Here is a 20,411-nt window from a genome sequence, read left to right on the forward strand (position 1 = left end):
TAATTCTTGGTCTTTTTGTTTGTGTTTTCAAAATATATAATAAAGTTACAAAAACAATTCAAATAAAGGAGAACAGTTATGGAAGTCATTTCAAGTGTTCTAAATTGGTTTTCTAGCAATATTTTGCAGAATCCCGCATTTTTCGTGGGTCTCTTGGTACTAATTGGGTATGCGCTTTTGAAAAAGCCAGCTCATGAAGTCTTTTCAGGATTTGTAAAAGCGACAGTTGGTTATATGTTGCTGAACGTTGGTGCGGGAGGCTTGGTTACCACTTTCCGTCCGATCTTGGCAGCGCTCAACTTTAAATTTCAAATTGGTGCGGCAGTTATCGACCCTTACTTTGGACTAGCAGCCGCAAATAACAAAATTGCAGCTGAGTTTCCTGATTTTGTCGGAACTGCAACAACAGCCCTTTTGATCGGTTTCGGGGTCAATATTCTGCTAGTGGCTTTCCGTAAACTCACCAAAGTGAGAACTCTCTTTATCACAGGGCATATCATGGTGCAACAAGCAGCAACTGTTTCTCTTATGGTTCTCTTCTTGGTTCCACAATTGCGCAATGCTTACGGTACAGCGGCTATCGGAATTATCTGTGGACTTTACTGGGCAATTAGCTCAAACATGACTGTTGAAGCAACTCAACGTTTGACTGGTGGGGGTGGCTTTGCGATTGGTCACCAACAACAATTTGCTATTTGGTTTGTAGATAAAATCGCAGGACGTTTTGGTAAGAAGGAAGAAAGTCTAGACAATATTAAATTGCCTAAATTCCTCTCTATCTTTCATGATACAGTAGTTGCCTCTGCGACCTTGATGCTGGTCTTCTTTGGTGCTATTCTCTTGATCTTGGGACCAGAAATCATGTCAAATAAAGAAGTAATCACTTCAGGAACCTTGTTCAATCCTGCTAAGCAAGACTTCTTCATGTATATTATCCAAACAGCCTTCACCTTCTCAGTTTACTTGTTTATCTTGATGCAAGGTGTCCGCATGTTCGTATCTGAGTTGACAAATGCCTTCCAAGGTATCTCAAGTAAGCTTTTGCCAGGTTCATTCCCAGCGGTGGACGTTGCAGCTTCTTATGGATTTGGCTCTCCAAACGCTGTTTTGTCAGGTTTTGCCTTTGGTTTGATTGGTCAATTGATTACAATCGTTCTACTCATCGTCTTCAAAAATCCTATCCTTATCATCACAGGATTTGTACCGGTATTCTTTGATAATGCAGCTATCGCCGTTTACGCTGATAAACGTGGTGGTTGGAAAGCGGCAGTTATCTTGTCCTTTATCTCAGGTGTACTTCAAGTTGCCCTTGGTGCTCTTTGCGTAGCCCTTCTCGACTTGGCGGCTTATGGTGGTTACCATGGAAATATCGACTTTGAATTCCCATGGCTTGGATTTGGCTACATCTTCAAATACCTTGGTATTATTGGTTATGTGCTTGTTTGCCTCTTCTTGCTTGTCATTCCTCAAATTCAATTTGCCAAAGCTAAAGATAAAGAAAAATACTATAACGGCGAAGTACAAGAAGAAGCTTAGAATTTAGAAAAGGAGAAATAAAATGGTTAAAGTATTAGCAGCATGTGGAAATGGTATGGGTTCATCAATGGTTATCAAGATGAAGGTGGAAAATGCGCTCCGCAAGCTAAACCAAACAGACTTTACAGTAAACTCATGCAGTGTCGGCGAAGCTAAAAGTTTGGCAGCTGGCTATGATATCGTTATCGCCTCTCTTCACCTGATCCAAGAATTGGAAGGGAGAACAAATGGGAAGTTAATTGGGCTTGACAACTTGATGGATGATAAAGAAATCACTGAAAAACTCAGTCAGGCACTATAGAAGGTTGGAGGGGGCTGGACAGAAACTGTGAAGACTGGGTTCTGTCCTAGTCCCTCTTTACATAAAGGAGGCAACTATGAATTTAAAACAGGCTTTGATTGAAAATAATTCAATTCGATTGGGACTTGAGGCGGCTGATTGGAAAGAAGCAGTTAAGTTAGCGGTGGAACCCTTGATTGAAAGTGGCGCAATTTTACCAGAGTACTATGATGCGATTATTGAGTCAACAGAAGAATATGGTCCCTACTATATTTTAATGCCAGGGATGGCTATGCCCCATGCTAGGCCAGAGGCAGGTGTTCAGCGGGATGCTTTTTCACTGATTACCTTGCAAAAATCAGTTGTTTTTTCAGATGGAAAAGAAGTATCCGTCTTACTAGCTTTGGCTGCGACAAGCTCAAAGATTCATACAAGTGTAGCGATTCCACAAATTATTGCCTTGTTTGAGTTGGAAGATTCCATTGCCCGCTTACAAGGATGCCAGAGCAAAGAAGAAGTTTTGGATATGATTGAAGAATCAAAAAATAGTCCATACCTCGAAGGCTTGGACTTGGAAAGCTAAAAAGGAGTAGGAAGATGACAAAAAGAATACCAAATTTACAAGTTGCACTAGACCATTCAGATTTGCAAGGCGCCATTAAGGCTGCTGTAGCTGTTGGTCATGAAGTGGATATCATCGAAGCTGGTACTGTTTGCCTACTTCAAGTAGGGAGCGAATTAGTAGAAGTCTTGCGTAGCCTTTTCCCAGATAAGATCATCGTTGCAGACACCAAGTGTGCGGATGCTGGTGGAACGGTTGCCAAGAATAATGCTGTACGTGGAGCGGACTGGATGACTTGTATCTGCTGTGCAACCATTCCGACTATGGAAGCTGCTCTTAAAGCCATCACAGCTGAACGTGGAGATAGAGGTGAAATCCAAATCGAACTTTATGGAGACTGGACTTTTGAACAGGCTCAACTCTGGCTTGATGCGGGAATTTCCCAAGCAATCTATCACCAATCTCGTGATGCCCTGCTTGCTGGGGAAACTTGGGGCGAAAAAGATCTAAACAAGGTCAAAAAATTGATTGATATGGGCTTCCGTGTGTCTGTTACGGGAGGACTGGATGTGGACACACTCAAACTCTTTGAAGGAGTGGATGTCTTTACCTTTATCGCAGGTCGCGGAATTACCGAGGCAGCAGATCCAGCAGGCGCAGCACGTGCCTTTAAGGACGAAATCAAACGAATTTGGGGGTAATTTATGGCACGTCCAATTGGAATCTATGAAAAAGCTACACCCAAGCATTTTACTTGGTTGGAACGCTTGAATTTTGCAAAAGAATTGAGCTTCGACTTTGTTGAAATGTCGATTGACGAGCGTGATGAACGTTTGGCTCGTCTTGATTGGAGCAAGGAAGAACGATTGGAAATCGTGAAAGCCATCTATGAAACAGGAATCCGAATTCCGTCCATCTGTTTTTCAGGTCATCGTCGCTATCCAATGGGTTCAAACGATCCAGTTCTAGAAGAAAAATCGCTGGAACTGATGAAAAAATGTATCGAACTAGCTCAGGATTTGGGAGTTCGTACGATTCAGTTAGCTGGTTATGACGTTTATTATGAGGAAAAGTCCCCTCAAACACGTGAACGTTTCATCAAAAACCTCAGACAAGCTTGTGTCTGGGCGGAGGAAGCTCAGGTCATCTTAGCTATTGAAATTATGGATGATCCTTTTATTAATAGCATTGAAAAGTACTTGGCTGTTGAAAAAGAGATTGATTCACCTTATCTTTTTGTTTATCCAGATATTGGTAATGTCTCAGCTTGGCATAATGACGTTTACAGTGAATTTTATATCGGGCACCATGCCCTTGCAGCCCTCCACCTCAAGGATACCTATCCCGTGACCGAAACTTCAAAAGGACAATTCCGAGATGTTCCTTTTGGAACTGGCTGCGTCAACTGGGAAGCAGCTTTTGATATTTTGAAAAAGACCAACTATAATGGTCCTTTCCTAATCGAGATGTGGTCTGAAAACTGTGAAACAGTAGAAGAAACCAAAGTGGCTATCAAAGAAGCACAAGATTTCCTCTACCCATTAATAAAGAAAGCGGGTTTGATGTAAGATGAATCAAGTAATCAATGATATGAGAAAGCGTGTCTGCGAAGCTAATCAATCTCTTCCTAAACACGGCTTGGTTAAATTCACATGGGGCAATGTCTCAGAAGTGAATCGTGAGCTAGGCGTGATTGTTATCAAGCCATCGGGAGTAGATTATGATAAATTGACTCCTGAAAACATGGTGGTGACAGATTTGGATGGGAAGGTACTTGAAGGTGATTTGAGACCATCTTCCGACCTACCAACTCACGTGGAATTATATAAAGCTTGGCCTACCATTGGTAGTGTGGTTCATACTCACTCGACAGAAGCAGTGGGTTGGGCACAGGCGGGACGTGATATTCCATTTTATGGGACTACACATGCCGACTATTTTTATGGACCAATTCCTTGTGCTCGTAGCTTGACTCAGGATGAAGTTGAAGTAGCGTATGAAAAGGATACAGGTTTGGTCATTCTGGAAGAATTTGAACGTCGCGGTCTCAATCCGGTTGAAGTACCAGGGATTGTCGTTCGCAACCACGGTCCATTCACATGGGGCAAGAACCCTGAAAATGCAGTTTACCATTCAGTGGTTCTCGAAGAAGTTTCCAAGATGAACCGTTTCACAGAGCAAATCAATCCAAGAGTTGAACCTGCACCACAGCACATATTGGAAAAACATTACCAAAGAAAGCATGGACCAAATGCCTACTATGGTCAAAAATAAAAAACGGGCAATTGAAAAGAGGCTTGGAGGTATCTAGGCCTCGCTTTTGCAATAAACCTGAAAAGCAAACGAGCCCAATGATAAATATTATCATTGAAATATTTTTATTAAAGTGCTATGATAGGGAGACTGTTTGATTGATTGGTCCCGAATAATAGGAGGATAAGATGGTATTAGATAAAACGAGTTGTGAGCTATTGATGTACCTCCTGGATCAAGAATCTCCCAAAACGATTATGACCATTTCCAAAGATTTGGGTCAATCAAGGAGAAAGGTCTATTATCACGTTGATAAAATTAATGATGCATTGGGCAATCCTGAACACCACCTTGTTAGCCTTCCTCGTATTGGTATCTACTTAACGGAGGAGCAGAGACTTGCTTGTCAGCAACTTTTATCCGAAGTTGACTCCTACGAATATGTGATGAGCGGGGAAGAACGCATGCAGATGATGTTATTTTGGATTGGAATTTCCAAAGAACGCATCACTGTCGAAAAACTGATGGAATTAACAGAAGTTTCGCGGAACACCGTTTTGAATGATCTCAATACCATCCGTTACCAGTTAAGCCTAGAACAGTATCAGGTAACCCTGCAAGTAAGTAAATCACAAGGTTATTATCTTAGCGCCCACCCCTTAAATAAAATTCAGCATCTTCAATCGCTCTTATACCATATCTTTATGGAAGGAAATGGAGCTTTTGTTACCATTCTTGAAGATAAGATAAAGGATAGATTCCAAGGAGAGTTGCTTTTGTCTAGACAAATGCATCAATTTCTCAAGGAGCAAGTCCCTCTGGTTGAACAGGATTTAGGGAAAAAAATAAATCATCATGAAGTGACCTTTATGTTGCGAGTGCTTCCTTATCTGCTTTTAAGTTGTGATAATATCACGCGTCATCAAGAAAAGCATCAGGATATTGATCAAGATTTTTCCTTGATTCGTAAGAGAATAGAGTACAGAGTATCTGAAAGGCTGAGTGAGCGCCTTTTTGAGACATTTGAAATTTCTTTATCGGAACTCGAAATTTCTCTGTTGGCCATTCTCCTTTTATCCTATAGAAAGGATAGAGACGTCCATGCGGAAAGCGAAGACTTTCACCAGCTGAAAGTCACTTTAGAGGAATTTATTTGGCATTTTGAATCACAAACCAAGATGGAAATCGAAAACAAGGAAGACTTGTTACGTAACCTGCTGATTCACTGTAAGGCTTTGTTGTTTAGAAAGACCTATGGCATCTTTTCTAAAAATCCTCTTACTAAGCAAATCCGTTCCAAGTACAGCGAGCTCTTTATCATCACCAAAAAATGTGCCGAGATTTTGGAGGAAGCCTGGCTTGTACGCTTGACGGACGATGAGATTGCTTATCTGACGATTCACGTTGGTGGATTTTTGAAATACACTCCATCCTCGCAGAATGCCACCAAAAAAATTTATCTGGTTTGTGACGAAGGAGTAGGGGTTTCTAAACTGTTGCTCAAACAATGTCGTTTCTATCTTCCCAACGAACAAATCGGGGCAGTTTTCACAACAGAACAGTTTAAAAGTGTTGAGGATATTGCCTTGGTGGATTTGGTGATTACAACAAATGATGAACTAGAGAGTCGCTTCCCTGTCTTAAAGGTCAATCCTATCTTGGAGGCAGAGGATATCTTGCGTATAGTTGATTATCTGAAAAACAAGGTTTTTCGAAAAGACGGCAGAAGTTTCAGCGAAAATTTATCAACCATTATTTCAACTTATATACCGGATAAGCGTGCCGCAACGAAACTGCAGCAGGAGATTCAAAGTCTGATAAATCAAGAATTACTTATCCAGTCCTTTTTTGAAGAGTTATAACATGACAGTCCAATGATGAACACAAACCTGTGTTTTTCTTGGTCTTTTTTAATTTTCGGGCGGGTGTTATACTAAGTATGAAATGAAAACTTGAACAAAAAATGGAGGATGTCATAATGCCAAACGTAAAAGAAATTACAAGAGAATCATGGATTCTAGCGACTTTCCCAGAATGGGGAACATGGCTCAACGAAGAAATTGAAGAAGAAGTCGTTCCTGAAGGCAATTTTGCTATGTGGTGGCTAGGCAACTGTGGAACTTGGATTAAGACACCTGGTGGTGCTAACGTTGTGATGGACCTTTGGTCAAATCGCGGAAAATCTACTAAAAAAGTTAAAGATATGGTCCGTGGGCACCAAATGGCTAACATGGCAGGTGTACGTAAATTGCAACCAAACTTGCGTGTTCAACCGATGGTCATTGACCCATTTGCAATCAATGAGTTAGACTACTACTTGGTTTCCCACTTCCATAGCGATCATATTGATCCTTATACAGCCGCAGCTATTTTGAATAATCCAAAATTGGAACATGTTAAATTCATCGGACCTTACCATTGCGGACTTATCTGGGAAGGCTGGGGAGTGCCAAAAGAACGCATTATTGTAGTTAAACCAGGTGACACCATTGAACTCAAAGACATGAAGATTCATGCTGTGGAATCTTTTGACCGTACTTGCTTGGTAACTTTGCCAGTCAACGGTGCTGATGAAACAGGTGGAGAATTGGCAGGTTTGACTGTTACTGATGAAGAGATGGCTCAAAAAGCTGTTAACTATATTTTTGAAACACCAGGTGGTACTATTTATCACGGTGCAGACTCTCACTTCTCAAACTACTTTGCGAAACACGGAAAAGACTTTAAGATTGATGTTGCTTTGAACAACTATGGTGAAAACCCAGTTGGTATCCAAGACAAGATGACTTCAATTGATCTTCTTCGTATGGCAGAAAATCTGCGTGCTAAAGTCATTATCCCAGTTCACTATGACATCTGGTCAAACTTTATGGCTTCAACCAATGAAATTTTAGAACTATGGAAGATGAGAAAAGACCGTTTGCAGTACAACTTCCATCCATTTATCTGGGAAGTAGGAGGTAAGTACACTTATCCTCAAGATCAGCACCTAGTAGAATACCATCACCCACGTGGATTTGATGATTGCTTCGAGCAAGATTCGAATATCCAATTCAAAGCTTTGCTATAAAAACTGTTCAAATGATGTAAATTATTATCTGGAGGTTATCCGTATGTTGCACTATACGGATAATTTTCATATAATAGTAAAATAGGATGTGTGATTTATTAATCACCTCAAAGAGAAAGGAAATTCTATGTCAAATCTATCTGTTAATGCAATTCGTTTTCTAGGTATTGACGCCATCAACAAAGCAAACTCAGGTCACCCAGGGGTGGTTATGGGGGCTGCTCCTATGGCCTATAGCCTCTTTACAAAGCAACTTCGTATCAATCCAGCTCAACCAAACTGGATCAACCGCGATCGCTTTATTCTTTCAGCAGGACACGGTTCTATGCTTCTCTATGCCCTTCTTCACCTTTCTGGTTTTGAAGATGTTAGCATGGATGAAGTCAAGAACTTCCGCCAATGGGGTTCAAAAACACCAGGTCACCCAGAATTTGGGCATACTGCAGGGGTTGATGCTACAACTGGTCCTCTAGGACAAGGGATTTCTACTGCTACTGGTTTTGCCCAAGCAGAACGTTTCCTTGCAGCGAAGTATAATCGCGAAGGCTTCAATATCTTTGACCACTATACTTATGTGATCTGTGGAGACGGTGACTTGATGGAAGGTGTCTCAAGTGAGGCAGCCTCATACGCAGGTTTGCAAAAACTCGACAAGTTGGTTGTTCTTTATGATTCAAATGACATTAACTTGGATGGTGAGACAAAAGATTCCTTCACAGAAAGTGTTCGTGACCGTTACAATGCCTACGGTTGGCACACAGCCTTGGTTGAAGATGGAACAGACCTTGAGGCTATTCATGCTGCTATCGAAACAGCTAAAGCTTCAGGAAAACCATCTTTGATTGAAGTGAAGACTGTTATTGGATACGGTTCTCCAAACAAACAAGGAACTAATGCTGTACACGGTGCTCCTCTTGGAGCAGATGAAACTGCCGCAACTCGTCAAGCCCTTGGTTGGGACTACGAACCATTTGAAATTCCAGCTGAAGTTTATGCTGATTTCAAAGAAAATGTTGCAGATCGTGGCGCATCAGCTTATCAAGCTTGGACTAAATTAGTTGCTGACTATAAAGAGGCTCATCCAGAACTGGCTGCAGAAGTAGAAGCCATTATTGACGGCCGTGACCCAGTTGAGGTGACTCCAGCAGACTTCCCAGCCTTAGAAAATGGATTTTCTCAAGCAACTCGTAACTCGAGTCAGGATGCCTTGAATGTTGTAGCAGCTAAGCTACCAACCTTCCTAGGTGGATCAGCTGACCTTGCTCACTCAAACATGACTTATATCAAAACGGACGGACTTCAAGACGACGCTAATCGCTTGAACCGCAACATTCAGTTTGGTGTTCGTGAATTTGCAATGGGAACGATTTTGAACGGGATGGCTCTTCATGGTGGACTTCGTGTATACGGTGGTACTTTCTTTGTCTTCTCTGACTATGTGAAAGCAGCTGTCCGTTTGTCAGCCTTGCAAGGACTTCCTGTGACTTATGTCTTTACCCACGATTCGATCGCAGTTGGTGAAGATGGTCCAACTCACGAACCAGTTGAACACTTAGCAGGTCTCCGTGCTATGCCAAATCTCAATGTTTTCCGCCCAGCAGATGCGCGTGAAACGCAAGCGGCTTGGTACCTTGCTGTGACAAGCGAAAAAACACCAACTGCCCTTGTCTTGACACGTCAAAACTTGACTGTCGAAGAAGGAACAGACTTTGACAAAGTTGCGAAAGGTGCCTATATTGTCTATGAAAATGCAGCTGACTTTGATACGATATTGATTGCAACAGGTTCAGAGGTCAATCTCGCTGTCGCAGCTGCCAAAGAATTGGCTAGTCAAGGCGCGAAAGTCCGCGTAGTCAGCATGCCATCTACAGATGTCTTTGACGCACAAGATGCAGCATACAAGGAAGAAATCCTTCCAAATGCAGTCCGCCGTCGTGTTGCAGTCGAAATGGGTGCAACTCAAAACTGGTACAAATATGTTGGTCTTGATGGTGCAGTTCTCGGTATTGATACCTTTGGAGCATCTGCCCCAGCACCAAAAGTATTGGCAGAGTACGGATTTACAGTTGAAAATCTAGTCAACGTCGTTCAAAACTTGAAATAATCACAAAAATCAGAGTGAAAACTCTGATTTTTTTATAACCATAAAAACAAGGCACAATCTTGTAAAAGTAGCTGAAATTTGATATAGTAGTCCTATGTAAAATACAAAGGAGAAAACAATGGATCCAAATATTACTTTCTTAATCATGCTTGTAGGTATGTTCGCCTTGATGTTCTTTATGCAACGTTCTCAAAAGAAACAAGCGCAAAAGCGTATGGAAAGCTTGAACAAGCTTCAAAAAGGCTATGAAGTCATTACAATTGGTGGACTTTACGGAACAGTGGATGAAGTAGATACTGAGAAAGGTACAATCGTACTGGACGTAGATGGCGTTTATTTGACTTTTGAATTGGCTGCGATTAAGACCGTTTTGCCACTCAAAGAAGCTGTGACACCAGAAGGAACAGTTGTTGACGAAGGCGGAGCAATCGAAGAATAAAACGGGACCTGTCACTCCCGTTTTTCTATGAGACGAGAGGAAAAGGGATGAAAAAAATAGTATTTGTTTGCCTAGGAAATATCTGCCGAAGCCCTATGGCAGAGTTTGTGATGAAGTCCATGACGAGCGATTACCACGTCGAGAGTCGGGCAACGTCATCATGGGAACATGGCAATCCGATTCACAAGGGAACGCAAGGAATTTTCCAGCAATATCAGATTCCATATGACAAAGATAAAACATCGCTTCAGATTGGCAGGGAAGACTTTGAATCGTTCGATTACATTATCGGTATGGATGCTTCAAACGTTTCAGATCTGCGTCACATGTGTCCTCAGGAACTACAGTACAAGATCTACTCTTTTGCGGCTGAAAATGTCCCAGATCCTTGGTATACAGGAGATTTTGAGGAAACCTATGCTCGTATCACAAGTGGATGTCAAAGCTGGCTAGATCGATTAGAAAAAGAGAGTGACAATGGAAAAGCTTAAACAATTTTATGAGAAGTGTAGAGTTTACCTAACTCGTCCTAGGTTAGAGCTCGTTGCAGTAGTTGTAATGGTACTCTGTGCTCTTTCGGTATTTCTGCTAAATACGCCTAAAAAAGGTGTCTTGACACTTGATGGTGGAGCTCTTGTTTATGATGGCACCTTGGTACGTGGGAAAATGAATGGTCAAGGAACCCTGACCTTTGAAAATGGAGACCAATATACAGGTGATTTCAATAATGGAGCCTTTAATGGGAAAGGGACTTTTCAATCAAAAGATGGCTGGAAATACGAAGGTGATTTTGTAAATGGTCAGGCTGAAGGTCAAGGGAAGTTGACTACAGAGCAAGAAGTCGTTTATGAAGGAACCTTTAAACAAGGCGTTTTCCAGCAAAAACAGTAGTCTCCAAGTTAGGAGACTATTTTCAAAGTCTGAAAAGAAAACGCTTTCTTCGCTTAAATTCGAGAACTAACTATCAACTAGAAAAACTTTGTGAAATAAAAAAATTTTTCCATAATTTCACAATCGTCCAGACAAAACTCTATTGTATAGATGCATTGAGAAAAAAATCACAATCTCAGAAAAATTCTTTGTGAAATGCTTATGAAACTGTTTACAAAGCATAAAAAAAGAGTTATAATAAACTTGTGAAAAAATTAACAAAGGATAACATCCTTAAAGGCTATGGAGGATAATATGGCTGATAAAAAAACAGTAACACCAGAGGAAAAACAACTTGCTGCTGAAAAGCATGTCGATGGTCTCGTGAAAAAAGCCTTGGTTGCGCTTGATGAAATGCGCAAGTTGAACCAAGAGCAAGTTGACTATATCGTGGCAAAAGCTTCGGTTGCAGCACTTGACGCACATGGTATCCTTGCACAACATGCAGTTGAAGAAACTGGCCGTGGGGTATTTGAAGACAAGGCAACAAAAAACCTATTTGCCTGCGAACACGTAGTGAACAATATGCGTGGAGTTAAAACAGTTGGAGTTATTGAAGATGATCCAATTACAGGTTTGACAAAGATTGCGGAGCCTGTAGGGGTAATCTGTGGTGTCACTCCGACAACAAACCCAACTTCAACAGCGATTTTCAAATCACTCATTGCTTTGAAAACACGTAACCCAATCGTTTTTGCCTTCCACCCATCTGCTCAAGAATCATCAGCTCACGCAGCACAAATCGTTCGCGATGCAGCGATTGCAGCTGGTGCTCCTGAGAACTGTGTGCAATGGATTACAAAGCCATCTATGGAAGCAACTGGAGCGCTTATGAACCACGAAGGTGTTGCGACTATCCTCGCAACTGGTGGGAATGCCATGGTTAAAGCTGCATACTCATGTGGAAAACCAGCTCTTGGGGTAGGTGCCGGAAACGTTCCTGCCTATGTAGAAAAATCTGCTGACCTTCGTCAAGCTGCTCATGACATCGTTATGTCTAAATCATTTGATAATGGGATGGTCTGTGCATCAGAACAAGCCGTTATCATTGATAAAGAAGTATATGACGAATTTGTAGAAGAATTCAAATCATATCACACTTACTTTGTAAACAAAAAAGAAAAAGCCCTTCTTGAAGAATTCTGTTTCGGTGTAAAAGCTAATAGCAAAAACTGTGCAGGTGCTAAACTAAATGCAAACATCGTTGGTAAACCAGCAGCATGGATTGCTGAACAAGCAGGATTTAGCGTTCCAGAAGGAACAAACATCTTGGCTGCAGAATGTGCAGAAGTAGGACCGAAAGAACCATTGACTCGTGAGAAATTGTCACCAGTTATTGCTGTCCTAAAAGCTGAAGACACAGAAGATGGTCTTACAAAAGCTCGTCAAATGGTTGAGTTTAACGGACTTGGTCACTCAGCAGCTATCCATACAAAAGACGAAGAGCTTGCTAAACGCTTTGGTACAGAAATCAAAGCTATGCGTATTATCTGGAACTCTCCATCTACTTTCGGTGGTATCGGTGACGTATACAATGCCTTCATTCCATCATTGACACTTGGATGTGGTTCATATGGACACAACTCAGTCGGTGATAACGTGAGTGCGATCAACCTTCTAAACATCAAGAAAGTAGGGAAACGTAGAAATAATATGCAGTGGTTTAAAGTTCCTTCAAAAATTTACTTCGAACGCAATTCTATCCAATACCTTCAAACATGTGAAGATATTGAACGCGTTATGATTGTTACAGACAAATCGATCGAAAAACTTGGTTTTGTTCAACGCATTATTGACCAATTGAACAAACGCAGCAACCGTGTAACTGTCCAAGTCTTCTCAGACGTTGAACCAGACCCAGATATCACAACTGTAGAACGTGGTACTGAAGTAATGAGAGCATTTGAACCAGACACAATCATCGCTCTTGGTGGTGGTTCTCCAATGGATGCAGCGAAAGTAATGTGGCTCTTCTACGAACAACCACAAATCGACTTCCGTGACTTGGTTCAAAAATTCATGGACATCCGTAAACGTGCCTTCCGCTTCCCATCACTTGGTAAAAAAGCGAAATACATAGGTATTCCAACAACTTCAGGTACAGGTTCAGAAGTAACACCATTTGCCGTTATCTCTGATAAGAAAAACAATCGTAAATACCCATTGGCTGACTACTCATTGACACCAACTATTGCGATTGTTGACCCTGCTTTGGTTGAGTCAGTTCCAGACTTCATCGCTGCGGATACAGGTATGGACGTCTTGACTCACGCGACTGAAGCATACACTTCAAACTTCGCTAACGACTATACAGACGGTATCGCCCTTCAAACAATCAAACTTGTCTTTGAATGGTTGGAAAAATCTGTTAAGACAGCTGATCCAGAAGCTCGCGAAAAAATGCACAATGCATCTACAATGGCTGGTATGGCCTTTGCCAATGCCTTCCTTGGTATGAGCCACTCAATGGCCCACAAGATCGGTGCGGTTCACCATACTGTTCACGGACGTACAAACGCAATCTTGCTTCCATACGTTATCCGTTACAATGGTACTCGCCCATCTAAGACGACTACATGGCCTAAGTATAACTACTGGAAAGCTGACGAAAAATTCCAAGATATTGCTAGAATGCTTGGATTGCCTCACTCAACTCCAGAAGAAGCGGTTGAAGCTTATGCCAAAGCAGTTTACGATCTTGGTGAAGCAGTTGGAATCACAATGAACTTCAAAGGCTTTGGAATCGATGAAAAAGCTTGGAAAGACAGCTTGCATGAAATTGCCTTACTTGCTTATGAAGACCAATGTTCACCTGCTAACCCTCGCTTGCCAATGGTAGCTGACATGGAAGAAATCATGGCAGATGCTTACTATGGTTATGCAGAACGACCAGGACGTCGTAAATAATCGTTTATCAGCCTAGAGGCAGGAAATATCCTGTCTCTTTTTTGTAAACTCTGAAAGAGTTGAAATTGGAGTTTCACCTTGAAATAAAGAGAATATACAGATATTATAAAAGATTCTAGAGATATGCTTTGAAAATAAAAAAATGGATGAATAAAAAGGGGGAGAAAAAGTAGAAAAGGGGGAGAGAAAATCAACGCCCGTACTTGCAATTAAACTCAAATAGTTATATAATAGGTTTGTTGAAAGGTGATTTGTAGTGATTCAAGTTACTCTTTTCACAATAAAATTTTCATGATTTTCATAAGGAGGAAATCACTAATGGTAGTTAAAGTTGGTATTAACGGTTTCGGCCGTATCGGTCGTCTTGCTTTCCGCCGTATCCAAAACGTAGAAGGTGTTGAAGTTACTCGCATCAACGACCTTACAGATCCAGTTATGCTTGCACACTTGTTGAAATACGACACAACTCAAGGTCGTTTCGACGGTACTGTAGAAGTTAAAGAAGGTGGATTCGAAGTTAACGGTAAATTCGTTAAAGTTTCTGCTGAACGTGATCCAGAACAAATCGACTGGGCTACTGACGGTGTAGAAATCGTTCTTGAAGCAACTGGTTTCTTTGCTAAGAAAGATGCAGCTGAAAAACACCTTAAAGGTGGAGCTAAGAAAGTTGTTATCACTGCTCCTGGTGGAAACGACGTTAAAACAGTTGTATTTAACACTAACCACGATGTTCTTGACGGTACTGAAACAGTTATCTCAGGTGCTTCATGTACTACAAACTGCTTGGCTCCAATGGCTAAAGCTCTTCAAGACAACTTCGGTGTTGTAGAAGGATTGATGACTACTATCCATGCTTACACTGGTGACCAAATGATCCTTGACGGACCACACCGTGGTGGTGACCTTCGCCGTGCTCGCGCTGGTGCTGCAAACATCGTTCCTAACTCAACTGGTGCTGCTAAAGCTATCGGTCTTGTAATCCCAGAATTGAACGGTAAACTTGACGGATCTGCACAACGCGTTCCAACTCCAACTGGATCAGTTACTGAATTGGTAGCAGTTCTTGAAAAGAACGTTACTGTTGATGAAGTAAACGCAGCTATGAAAGCAGCTTCAAACGAATCATACGGTTACACAGAAGATCCAATCGTATCTTCAGATATCGTAGGTATGTCTTACGGTTCATTGTTTGACGCAACTCAAACTAAAGTTCTTGACGTTGATGGTAAACAATTGGTTAAAGTTGTATCATGGTACGACAACGAAATGTCATACACTGCACAACTTGTACGTACTCTTGAATACTTTGCAAAAATCGCTAAATAATTCTTGAGTCGATAAAAGCAAGGCCTTCCGGTCTTGCTTTTTCTATTTTTAGATAAAACAAAATGGATGATAGTGTCATCCATTTTGTTTTAATTCTGTTTCGAAAGTATCCGAGAGGGCAGTAAAACTCAATTGTTCTAAGGTGAGTGGATGGGTAAAGGAAAGTCGAAAGGCGTGGAGCATAAGCCGATTTGTCTTTGATTTACTATTATAGAGAGGATCGCCTAGGATAGGGTGCTTATGGTGAGAAAGGTGAACACGGATTTGATGCGTTCGACCGGTCTTTAGTTTGCAACGGACAAGGGTAGTCTGATTTGGAAATTGCTTTAGTCGGCTTACCTGGGTTTCGGCATGTTGCCCCTTTTTGGGATCTACCACTCGTTTTCTGCGATCGTGTCGATCACGACCAATTTTATCTCGGAAGATAAGTTCTTTGTTCCCCACTTGCCCCTTTACGAGTGCCCAGTACTCGCGAGCAATTTCCTTCTTCTCCAACAAACGATTGAGAATGGGTAGGATAAAAGGATTTTTAGCAAAAAGCACTAAACCGCTTGTTTCCATATCCAGGCGATGAACGACATAGCAGGTTTGACCAATGTAGGCAGAGACATGGTTGAGAAGGGCAATTTCATCAGGTTGATTTCCATGAGTTTTCATTCCCTCTGGCTTGTTAACGATAATGAGATGTTGGTCTTGATAAACCTCTTGAACGAGGTCTGGATTTCCCCAAAGGATTTCTTTTTTGGGATAATCTTCCTCGTCAAAAGTCAACTGGCAAACGTCTCCTGGTTTGACCATCTCGTTCCAGTGAACTTCTTTGTGGTTAATTAAGATGTTCTTTTTTGTTCTCAAGAAATGGCGGATCTTTCTAGGGATGAGGAGTTGTTCCTCTAGGAATTGTTTGACCGTCATTTGAGGCAAGGATTCGGGTAATGTAAATGTGAATTGCATACAGATATTGTAACAAAAAAAGCCCTATTTGGATAGGGAATAGCTAAATTCTTGAGTTCCTATGGTGAAGATGATAAAATAAACGCATGAAATTAGATAAATTATTTGAGAAGTTTCTTTCTCTCTTTAAAAAAGAAACGAGTGAATCAGCAGAGTCTGATTCTACTAGTATGCGTCGTTCTCGGAGCGATAGAAAAAAACTAGGCCATGTAGGTCCGATTCGGAAATTTTGGCGTCGTTACCATCTGACAAAAATCGTCATCATTTTAGGGTTAAGTGCAGGTTTGCTAGTAGGAACCTACCTATTTGCCATAGCCAAATCTACCAATGTTAATGATTTGCAAAATGCCTTGAAAACACGAACTCTGATTTTTGACCGCGAAGAAAAAGAGGCAGGCGCCCTATCAGGTCAAAAGGGAACCTATGTTGAACTGACAGATATCAGTAAAGACTTGCAGAATGCTGTCGTCGCGACAGAGGACCGTTCCTTTTATAAAAATGATGGGATTAACTACGGTCGTTTCTTTCTAGCCATCCTTACAGCGGGTCGTTCTGGAGGGGGGTCTACCATCACTCAACAGTTGGCGAAAAATGCCTATCTTTCTCAGGACCAAACCGTTGAACGGAAGGCCAAGGAGTTTTTCCTTGCCTTAGAGTTGACAAAGAAATACAGCAAGGAGCAAATCCTTACTATGTACCTCAATAACGCCTACTTTGGAAATGGGGTATGGGGTGTTGAAGATGCAAGTAAGAAATATTTCGGTGTATCAGCTTCACAGCTAACGCTTGATCAGGCGGCCACTCTAGCAGGGATGCTCAAGGGACCAGAATTGTATAATCCATTAAATTCTGTTGAAACTTCGACCAACCGTAGGGATACTGTTTTGCAAAATATGGTTGCAGCGGGCTATATTGATAAAAATCAAGAAACCGAAGCGGCTGGAGTAGATATGGCTTCTCAACTGCAAGATAAGTATGAAGGCAAAGTTTCGGATTATCGTTACCCGTCCTATTTTGATGCTGTTGTCAACGAAGCGGTTTCCAAGTACAATCTCACAGAAGAAGAGATTGTCAACAATGGCTATCGAATCTACACAGAGCTTGACCAAAACTACCAAGCAAACATGCAGGTTATTTATGAAAACACTGCGCTATTTCCAATAGCAGAAGACGGAACGCATGCCGAATCAGGTAGTGTTGCTCTAGAGCCTAAAACAGGTGGAGTGCGTGGAGTTGTTGGTCGTGTAGCTGGTGATGACAAACCAGGCTTTCGCAATTTCAACTATGCCACTCAGTCTAAGCGTAGCCCAGGCTCAACCATTAAACCTTTAGTCGTTTATACACCCGCAGTAGAAGCAGGATGGGCCTTGAACAAGCAACTGGATAATCATACGATGCAGTACAACAGTTATCAAGTAGATAACTATGCGGGTATTAAGACATCTCCAGAAGTACCTATGTATCAGGCCTTGGCGGAATCACTCAACCTGCCAGCTGTTGCGACTGTAAATGAATTAGGTATTGACAAAGCTTTTGACGCTGGGGAGAGATTTGGTCTGAATATGGAAAAAGTTGACCGAGTTCTTGGAGTTGCTCTTGGTGGAGGTGTGGAAACGAATCCTCTCCAGATGGCGCAAGCCTATGCAGCCTTTGCTAATGGAGGTTTGATGCCTGAAGCACATTTCATCACTCGTATTGAAAATGCCAGCGGCCAGATCATCAAGAGTCATAAAAACTCCCAAAAACGAGTGATTGATAAGTCGGTAGCCGATAAAATGACCAGCATGATGCTAGGAACATTTACCAATGGTACAGGAATTAGTTCGTCACCGGCAGATTATGTTATGGCTGGTAAAACAGGTACGACTGAAGCTGTTTTCAACCCAGAATATACAAGTGACCAGTGGGTGATCGGCTATACTCCGGATGTGGTAATCAGCCACTGGCTCGGTTTCCCAACAACAGATGAGAACCATTATCTAGCAGGTTCGACCTCCAATGGAGCAGCCCATGTCTTTAGAAGTATGGCTAATACCATTTTACCTTACACTACAGGTAGCACTTTTACAGTTGAGAATGCTTATAAACAAAATGGTATTGAACCAGAAAATACGAAAAAGCAGGTTGTTGAAAATGAGACAAACCAGTCTGAGGACCCAATAGGAGATATTCGTAGTCGTGCACAAAATCTTGTAGATGAAGCAGGTCGTGCGATTTCAGAAGCTAAAATAAAAGAAAAAGCCCAGACAATATGGGACTCAATCCTTAATCTATTTCGTTAAGAGGCTTGTCAAAGCCTAGGTTTCTTGTTATAATAGATAAGATGGAGGCGTTATGGCACTAAAAAAAGCAAGCCTAGCTTGTGCAGTTTGTGGTTCAAGGAATTATTCAATCAAAATTAGTGGGAACCCCAAGCCAACACGACTAGAAGTAAATAAATTTTGTAAACATTGTGGAAAATATACGACACATAGAGAAACGAGATAGGAGAGAACGATGGGCTTTATTAAGGATATTTTTAAACTTCTTAAAGAAACAACTTGGCCAACTCGCAAAGAAAGCTGGAGAGATTTTCGCTCTATTATGGAATACACAGCCTTCTTTGTGGTCATCATTTACATTTTTGACCAGTTGATTGTATCAGGTTTGATTCGATTTATTAACATTTTTTAGAAGAAAAGTGGAGAAGTTCTGCTAACTTTCTTCTATCATATGTATGAAAGGAAATATCATGGATAGTTTTGACAAGGGATGGTTTGTTCTACAAACTTATTCTGGCTATGAAAATAAGGTAAAAGAAAATCTATTGCAACGTGCGCAAACATATAACATGTTGGATAATATTCTACGTGTTGAGATTCCAACACAAACCGTGCAAGTTGAGAAAAATGGAAAGAAAAAGGAAGTTGAAGAGAATCGCTTTCCAGGTTATGTCCTTGTAGAAATGGTCATGACCGATGAAGCATGGTTCGTCGTTCGAAACACACCTAACGTAACAGGATTCGTCGGCTCACACGGTAACAGATCAAAACCAACTCCACTTTTGGAACAAGAAATCCGTGATATTCTGGTTTCAATGGGACAAACTGTTCAAGAGTTCGATATTGATGTTGAAGTTGGCCAGACAGTCCGCATCATTGATGGCGCTTTTGCAGACTACACAGGTAAAATTACTGAAATTGATAACAACAAAGTGAAGATGATTATCTCTATGTTTGGTAATGATACGATTGCAGAAGTGAATCTCAACCAAATTGCAGAATTATAACCCCAGAGAGGCTTTGCCTCTCTTTTTATGTGCCGTTGAGGGAGGAAGAAGTATAAAACAGAGGAAGTAGACCCATGGACTCGCGCATTTTGCTAAACTAAATGCAGAAAGGAGAGGTCTATGAATCTAAAAGACTTATATGAAGAAAGCAAGGGAATCGTCCATAAGTGTCGCAAAGATTATCATTTGCATCTGTGGGAGAAAGAGGACTGGGATCAGGAAGGCATGTTATGTCTGTATGAGCTGGTGAGTTGCAACCCAGAGTTACTAGAGGGGGAGCGCCATCGACTTTATGTCTGCTTTAAAACAAAGTTTAGAAATCGTATCCTAGATTACATCCGTAAACAGGAAAGCCACAAGCGCCGTTTTGACAAAGAACCCTATGAAGAGGTGAGTGAGATTAGCCATCGTCTAGGAGAGAAAGGACTCAGGCTGGACGATTATTATCTCTTTCACGAACTTCTAAAGAATTACAAATCAAAGCAGAGTATGGAAAAACAAGAATTAATAGACCGTCTAATGGGAGGAGAAGTCTTTAGAGGACGTAAAGCTCTCCTGAGAGAACTTTCCCTTATCTTTTCAGAATTTCGATAAAGAGGAAAAAAGTCCTTGACAAAGGCGGAAAAGTAGGTATAATAGAAAGAGTTGAAAAGCTCAAGGTCCGTTGGTCAAGGGGTTAAGACACCGCCTTTTCACGGCGGTAACACGGGTTCGAATCCCGTACGGACTATGGTGTATTGCGGTTAAAAAAACTTGAAAAAAGTTTAAAAAATCTGTTGACAGAG

Annotated in this window: 20 protein-coding genes and 1 tRNA gene; 20 read left to right on the forward strand and 1 reads right to left on the reverse strand. The window is 41.4% G+C overall.

Annotated features, from left to right (window positions below):
* Nucleotides 1-78 precede the first annotated feature (78 nt).
* The 14 genes from GMD5S_RS0207785 to gap all read left to right on the forward strand — a co-directional run bounded on the left by GMD5S_RS0207785 (nucleotide 79) and on the right by gap (nucleotide 15,407).
* Nucleotides 79-1,536 (forward strand): PTS ascorbate transporter subunit IIC, encoded by a 1,458-nt coding sequence (locus GMD5S_RS0207785; RefSeq protein WP_000452078.1) that lies wholly within the window; start codon nucleotides 79-81, stop codon nucleotides 1,534-1,536.
* A 22-nt stretch (nucleotides 1,537-1,558) separates the two neighbouring features.
* Complete coding sequence (locus tag GMD5S_RS0207790; protein WP_000241470.1) at nucleotides 1,559-1,837, forward strand: PTS sugar transporter subunit IIB; 279 nt, start codon at nucleotides 1,559-1,561, stop codon at nucleotides 1,835-1,837.
* Between the two features lie 76 nt (nucleotides 1,838-1,913).
* Nucleotides 1,914-2,399, forward strand: a complete 486-nt coding sequence (locus tag GMD5S_RS0207795; protein ID WP_001049934.1) for a PTS sugar transporter subunit IIA — start codon at nucleotides 1,914-1,916, stop codon at nucleotides 2,397-2,399.
* A 14-nt stretch (nucleotides 2,400-2,413) separates the two neighbouring features.
* On the forward strand, nucleotides 2,414-3,079 hold the full coding sequence (locus tag GMD5S_RS0207800) for a 3-keto-L-gulonate-6-phosphate decarboxylase UlaD (RefSeq protein WP_000166723.1): 666 nt from the start codon (nucleotides 2,414-2,416) through the stop codon (nucleotides 3,077-3,079).
* Nucleotides 3,080-3,082: 3 nt separating this feature from the next.
* Complete coding sequence (locus GMD5S_RS0207805; protein ID WP_000113588.1) at nucleotides 3,083-3,946, forward strand: L-ribulose-5-phosphate 3-epimerase; 864 nt, start codon at nucleotides 3,083-3,085, stop codon at nucleotides 3,944-3,946.
* Between the two features lies 1 nt (nucleotide 3,947).
* Nucleotides 3,948-4,652 carry an L-ribulose-5-phosphate 4-epimerase gene (locus GMD5S_RS0207810; protein ID WP_001077565.1) on the forward strand — a complete coding sequence of 235 codons (705 nt, stop codon included), beginning with the start codon at nucleotides 3,948-3,950 and terminating at the stop codon, nucleotides 4,650-4,652.
* A 167-nt stretch (nucleotides 4,653-4,819) separates the two neighbouring features.
* Nucleotides 4,820-6,493, forward strand: coding sequence for a BglG family transcription antiterminator (locus tag GMD5S_RS0207815; RefSeq protein ID WP_000242142.1), 1,674 nt, complete (start codon nucleotides 4,820-4,822; stop codon nucleotides 6,491-6,493).
* Nucleotides 6,494-6,609: 116 nt separating this feature from the next.
* Entirely contained in the window at nucleotides 6,610-7,701 is a 1,092-nt protein-coding gene (gene ulaG, locus GMD5S_RS0207820; protein ID WP_001134225.1) for an L-ascorbate 6-phosphate lactonase, read from the forward strand.
* Nucleotides 7,702-7,828: 127 nt separating this feature from the next.
* Entirely contained in the window at nucleotides 7,829-9,805 is a 1,977-nt protein-coding gene (gene tkt / locus GMD5S_RS0207825; protein ID WP_000067899.1) for a transketolase, read from the forward strand.
* A 118-nt stretch (nucleotides 9,806-9,923) separates the two neighbouring features.
* Nucleotides 9,924-10,244 (forward strand): preprotein translocase subunit YajC, encoded by a 321-nt coding sequence (gene yajC / locus GMD5S_RS0207830; RefSeq protein WP_000371435.1) that lies wholly within the window; start codon nucleotides 9,924-9,926, stop codon nucleotides 10,242-10,244.
* A 47-nt stretch (nucleotides 10,245-10,291) separates the two neighbouring features.
* The gene (locus tag GMD5S_RS0207835) at nucleotides 10,292-10,735 is read left to right on the forward strand and encodes a low molecular weight protein-tyrosine-phosphatase (RefSeq protein ID WP_016893828.1); all 444 of its coding nucleotides are present in this window, start codon (nucleotides 10,292-10,294) and stop codon (nucleotides 10,733-10,735) included.
* Nucleotides 10,722-11,135: an MORN repeat-containing protein gene (locus GMD5S_RS0207840; protein ID WP_000413194.1), complete on the forward strand. Its 414-nt coding sequence runs from the start codon at nucleotides 10,722-10,724 to the stop codon at nucleotides 11,133-11,135. Before GMD5S_RS0207835 ends, GMD5S_RS0207840 begins: the two co-directional genes overlap by 14 nt.
* A 294-nt stretch (nucleotides 11,136-11,429) precedes the next feature.
* Nucleotides 11,430-14,081: a bifunctional acetaldehyde-CoA/alcohol dehydrogenase gene (gene adhE, locus GMD5S_RS0207845; protein WP_000763999.1), complete on the forward strand. Its 2,652-nt coding sequence runs from the start codon at nucleotides 11,430-11,432 to the stop codon at nucleotides 14,079-14,081.
* Nucleotides 14,082-14,399: 318 nt separating this feature from the next.
* On the forward strand, nucleotides 14,400-15,407 hold the full coding sequence (gap, locus tag GMD5S_RS0207850) for a type I glyceraldehyde-3-phosphate dehydrogenase (RefSeq protein ID WP_000260682.1): 1,008 nt from the start codon (nucleotides 14,400-14,402) through the stop codon (nucleotides 15,405-15,407).
* 75 nt (nucleotides 15,408-15,482) lie between these two features.
* On the opposite strand, the gene GMD5S_RS0207855 is transcribed toward gap, so the two are convergent.
* A complete protein-coding gene (locus tag GMD5S_RS0207855) occupies nucleotides 15,483-16,358 on the reverse strand; it encodes an RluA family pseudouridine synthase (protein ID WP_001160826.1) in 876 nt (291 codons plus the stop codon).
* An 86-nt stretch (nucleotides 16,359-16,444) separates the two neighbouring features.
* Here GMD5S_RS0207855 and pbp2a point away from each other — a divergent pair, with 86 nt between their 5' ends.
* The 6 genes from pbp2a (at nucleotide 16,445) to GMD5S_RS0207880 (ending at nucleotide 20,356) form a co-directional block, all read left to right on the forward strand.
* Nucleotides 16,445-18,640, forward strand: coding sequence for a penicillin-binding protein PBP2A (gene pbp2a, locus GMD5S_RS0207860; RefSeq protein WP_000762641.1), 2,196 nt, complete (start codon nucleotides 16,445-16,447; stop codon nucleotides 18,638-18,640).
* Between the two features lie 52 nt (nucleotides 18,641-18,692).
* Entirely contained in the window at nucleotides 18,693-18,845 is a 153-nt protein-coding gene (gene rpmG / locus GMD5S_RS10260; protein WP_001809375.1) for a 50S ribosomal protein L33, read from the forward strand.
* Nucleotides 18,846-18,854: 9 nt separating this feature from the next.
* Nucleotides 18,855-19,031, forward strand: coding sequence for a preprotein translocase subunit SecE (secE, locus tag GMD5S_RS0207865; RefSeq protein ID WP_000505776.1), 177 nt, complete (start codon nucleotides 18,855-18,857; stop codon nucleotides 19,029-19,031).
* A 58-nt stretch (nucleotides 19,032-19,089) separates the two neighbouring features.
* Complete coding sequence (nusG, locus tag GMD5S_RS0207870) at nucleotides 19,090-19,626, forward strand: transcription termination/antitermination protein NusG (RefSeq protein WP_000376732.1); 537 nt, start codon at nucleotides 19,090-19,092, stop codon at nucleotides 19,624-19,626.
* A gap of 120 nt (nucleotides 19,627-19,746) precedes the next feature.
* Entirely contained in the window at nucleotides 19,747-20,220 is a 474-nt protein-coding gene (locus GMD5S_RS0207875; RefSeq protein WP_001049305.1) for a hypothetical protein, read from the forward strand.
* A gap of 64 nt (nucleotides 20,221-20,284) precedes the next feature.
* Nucleotides 20,285-20,356, forward strand: a tRNA-Glu gene (locus GMD5S_RS0207880).
* Nucleotides 20,357-20,411: the final 55 nt, after the last annotated feature.

This window comes from Streptococcus sp. GMD5S (genome assembly GCF_000298715.2).
In the GTDB taxonomy this organism is placed as follows: domain Bacteria; phylum Bacillota; class Bacilli; order Lactobacillales; family Streptococcaceae; genus Streptococcus.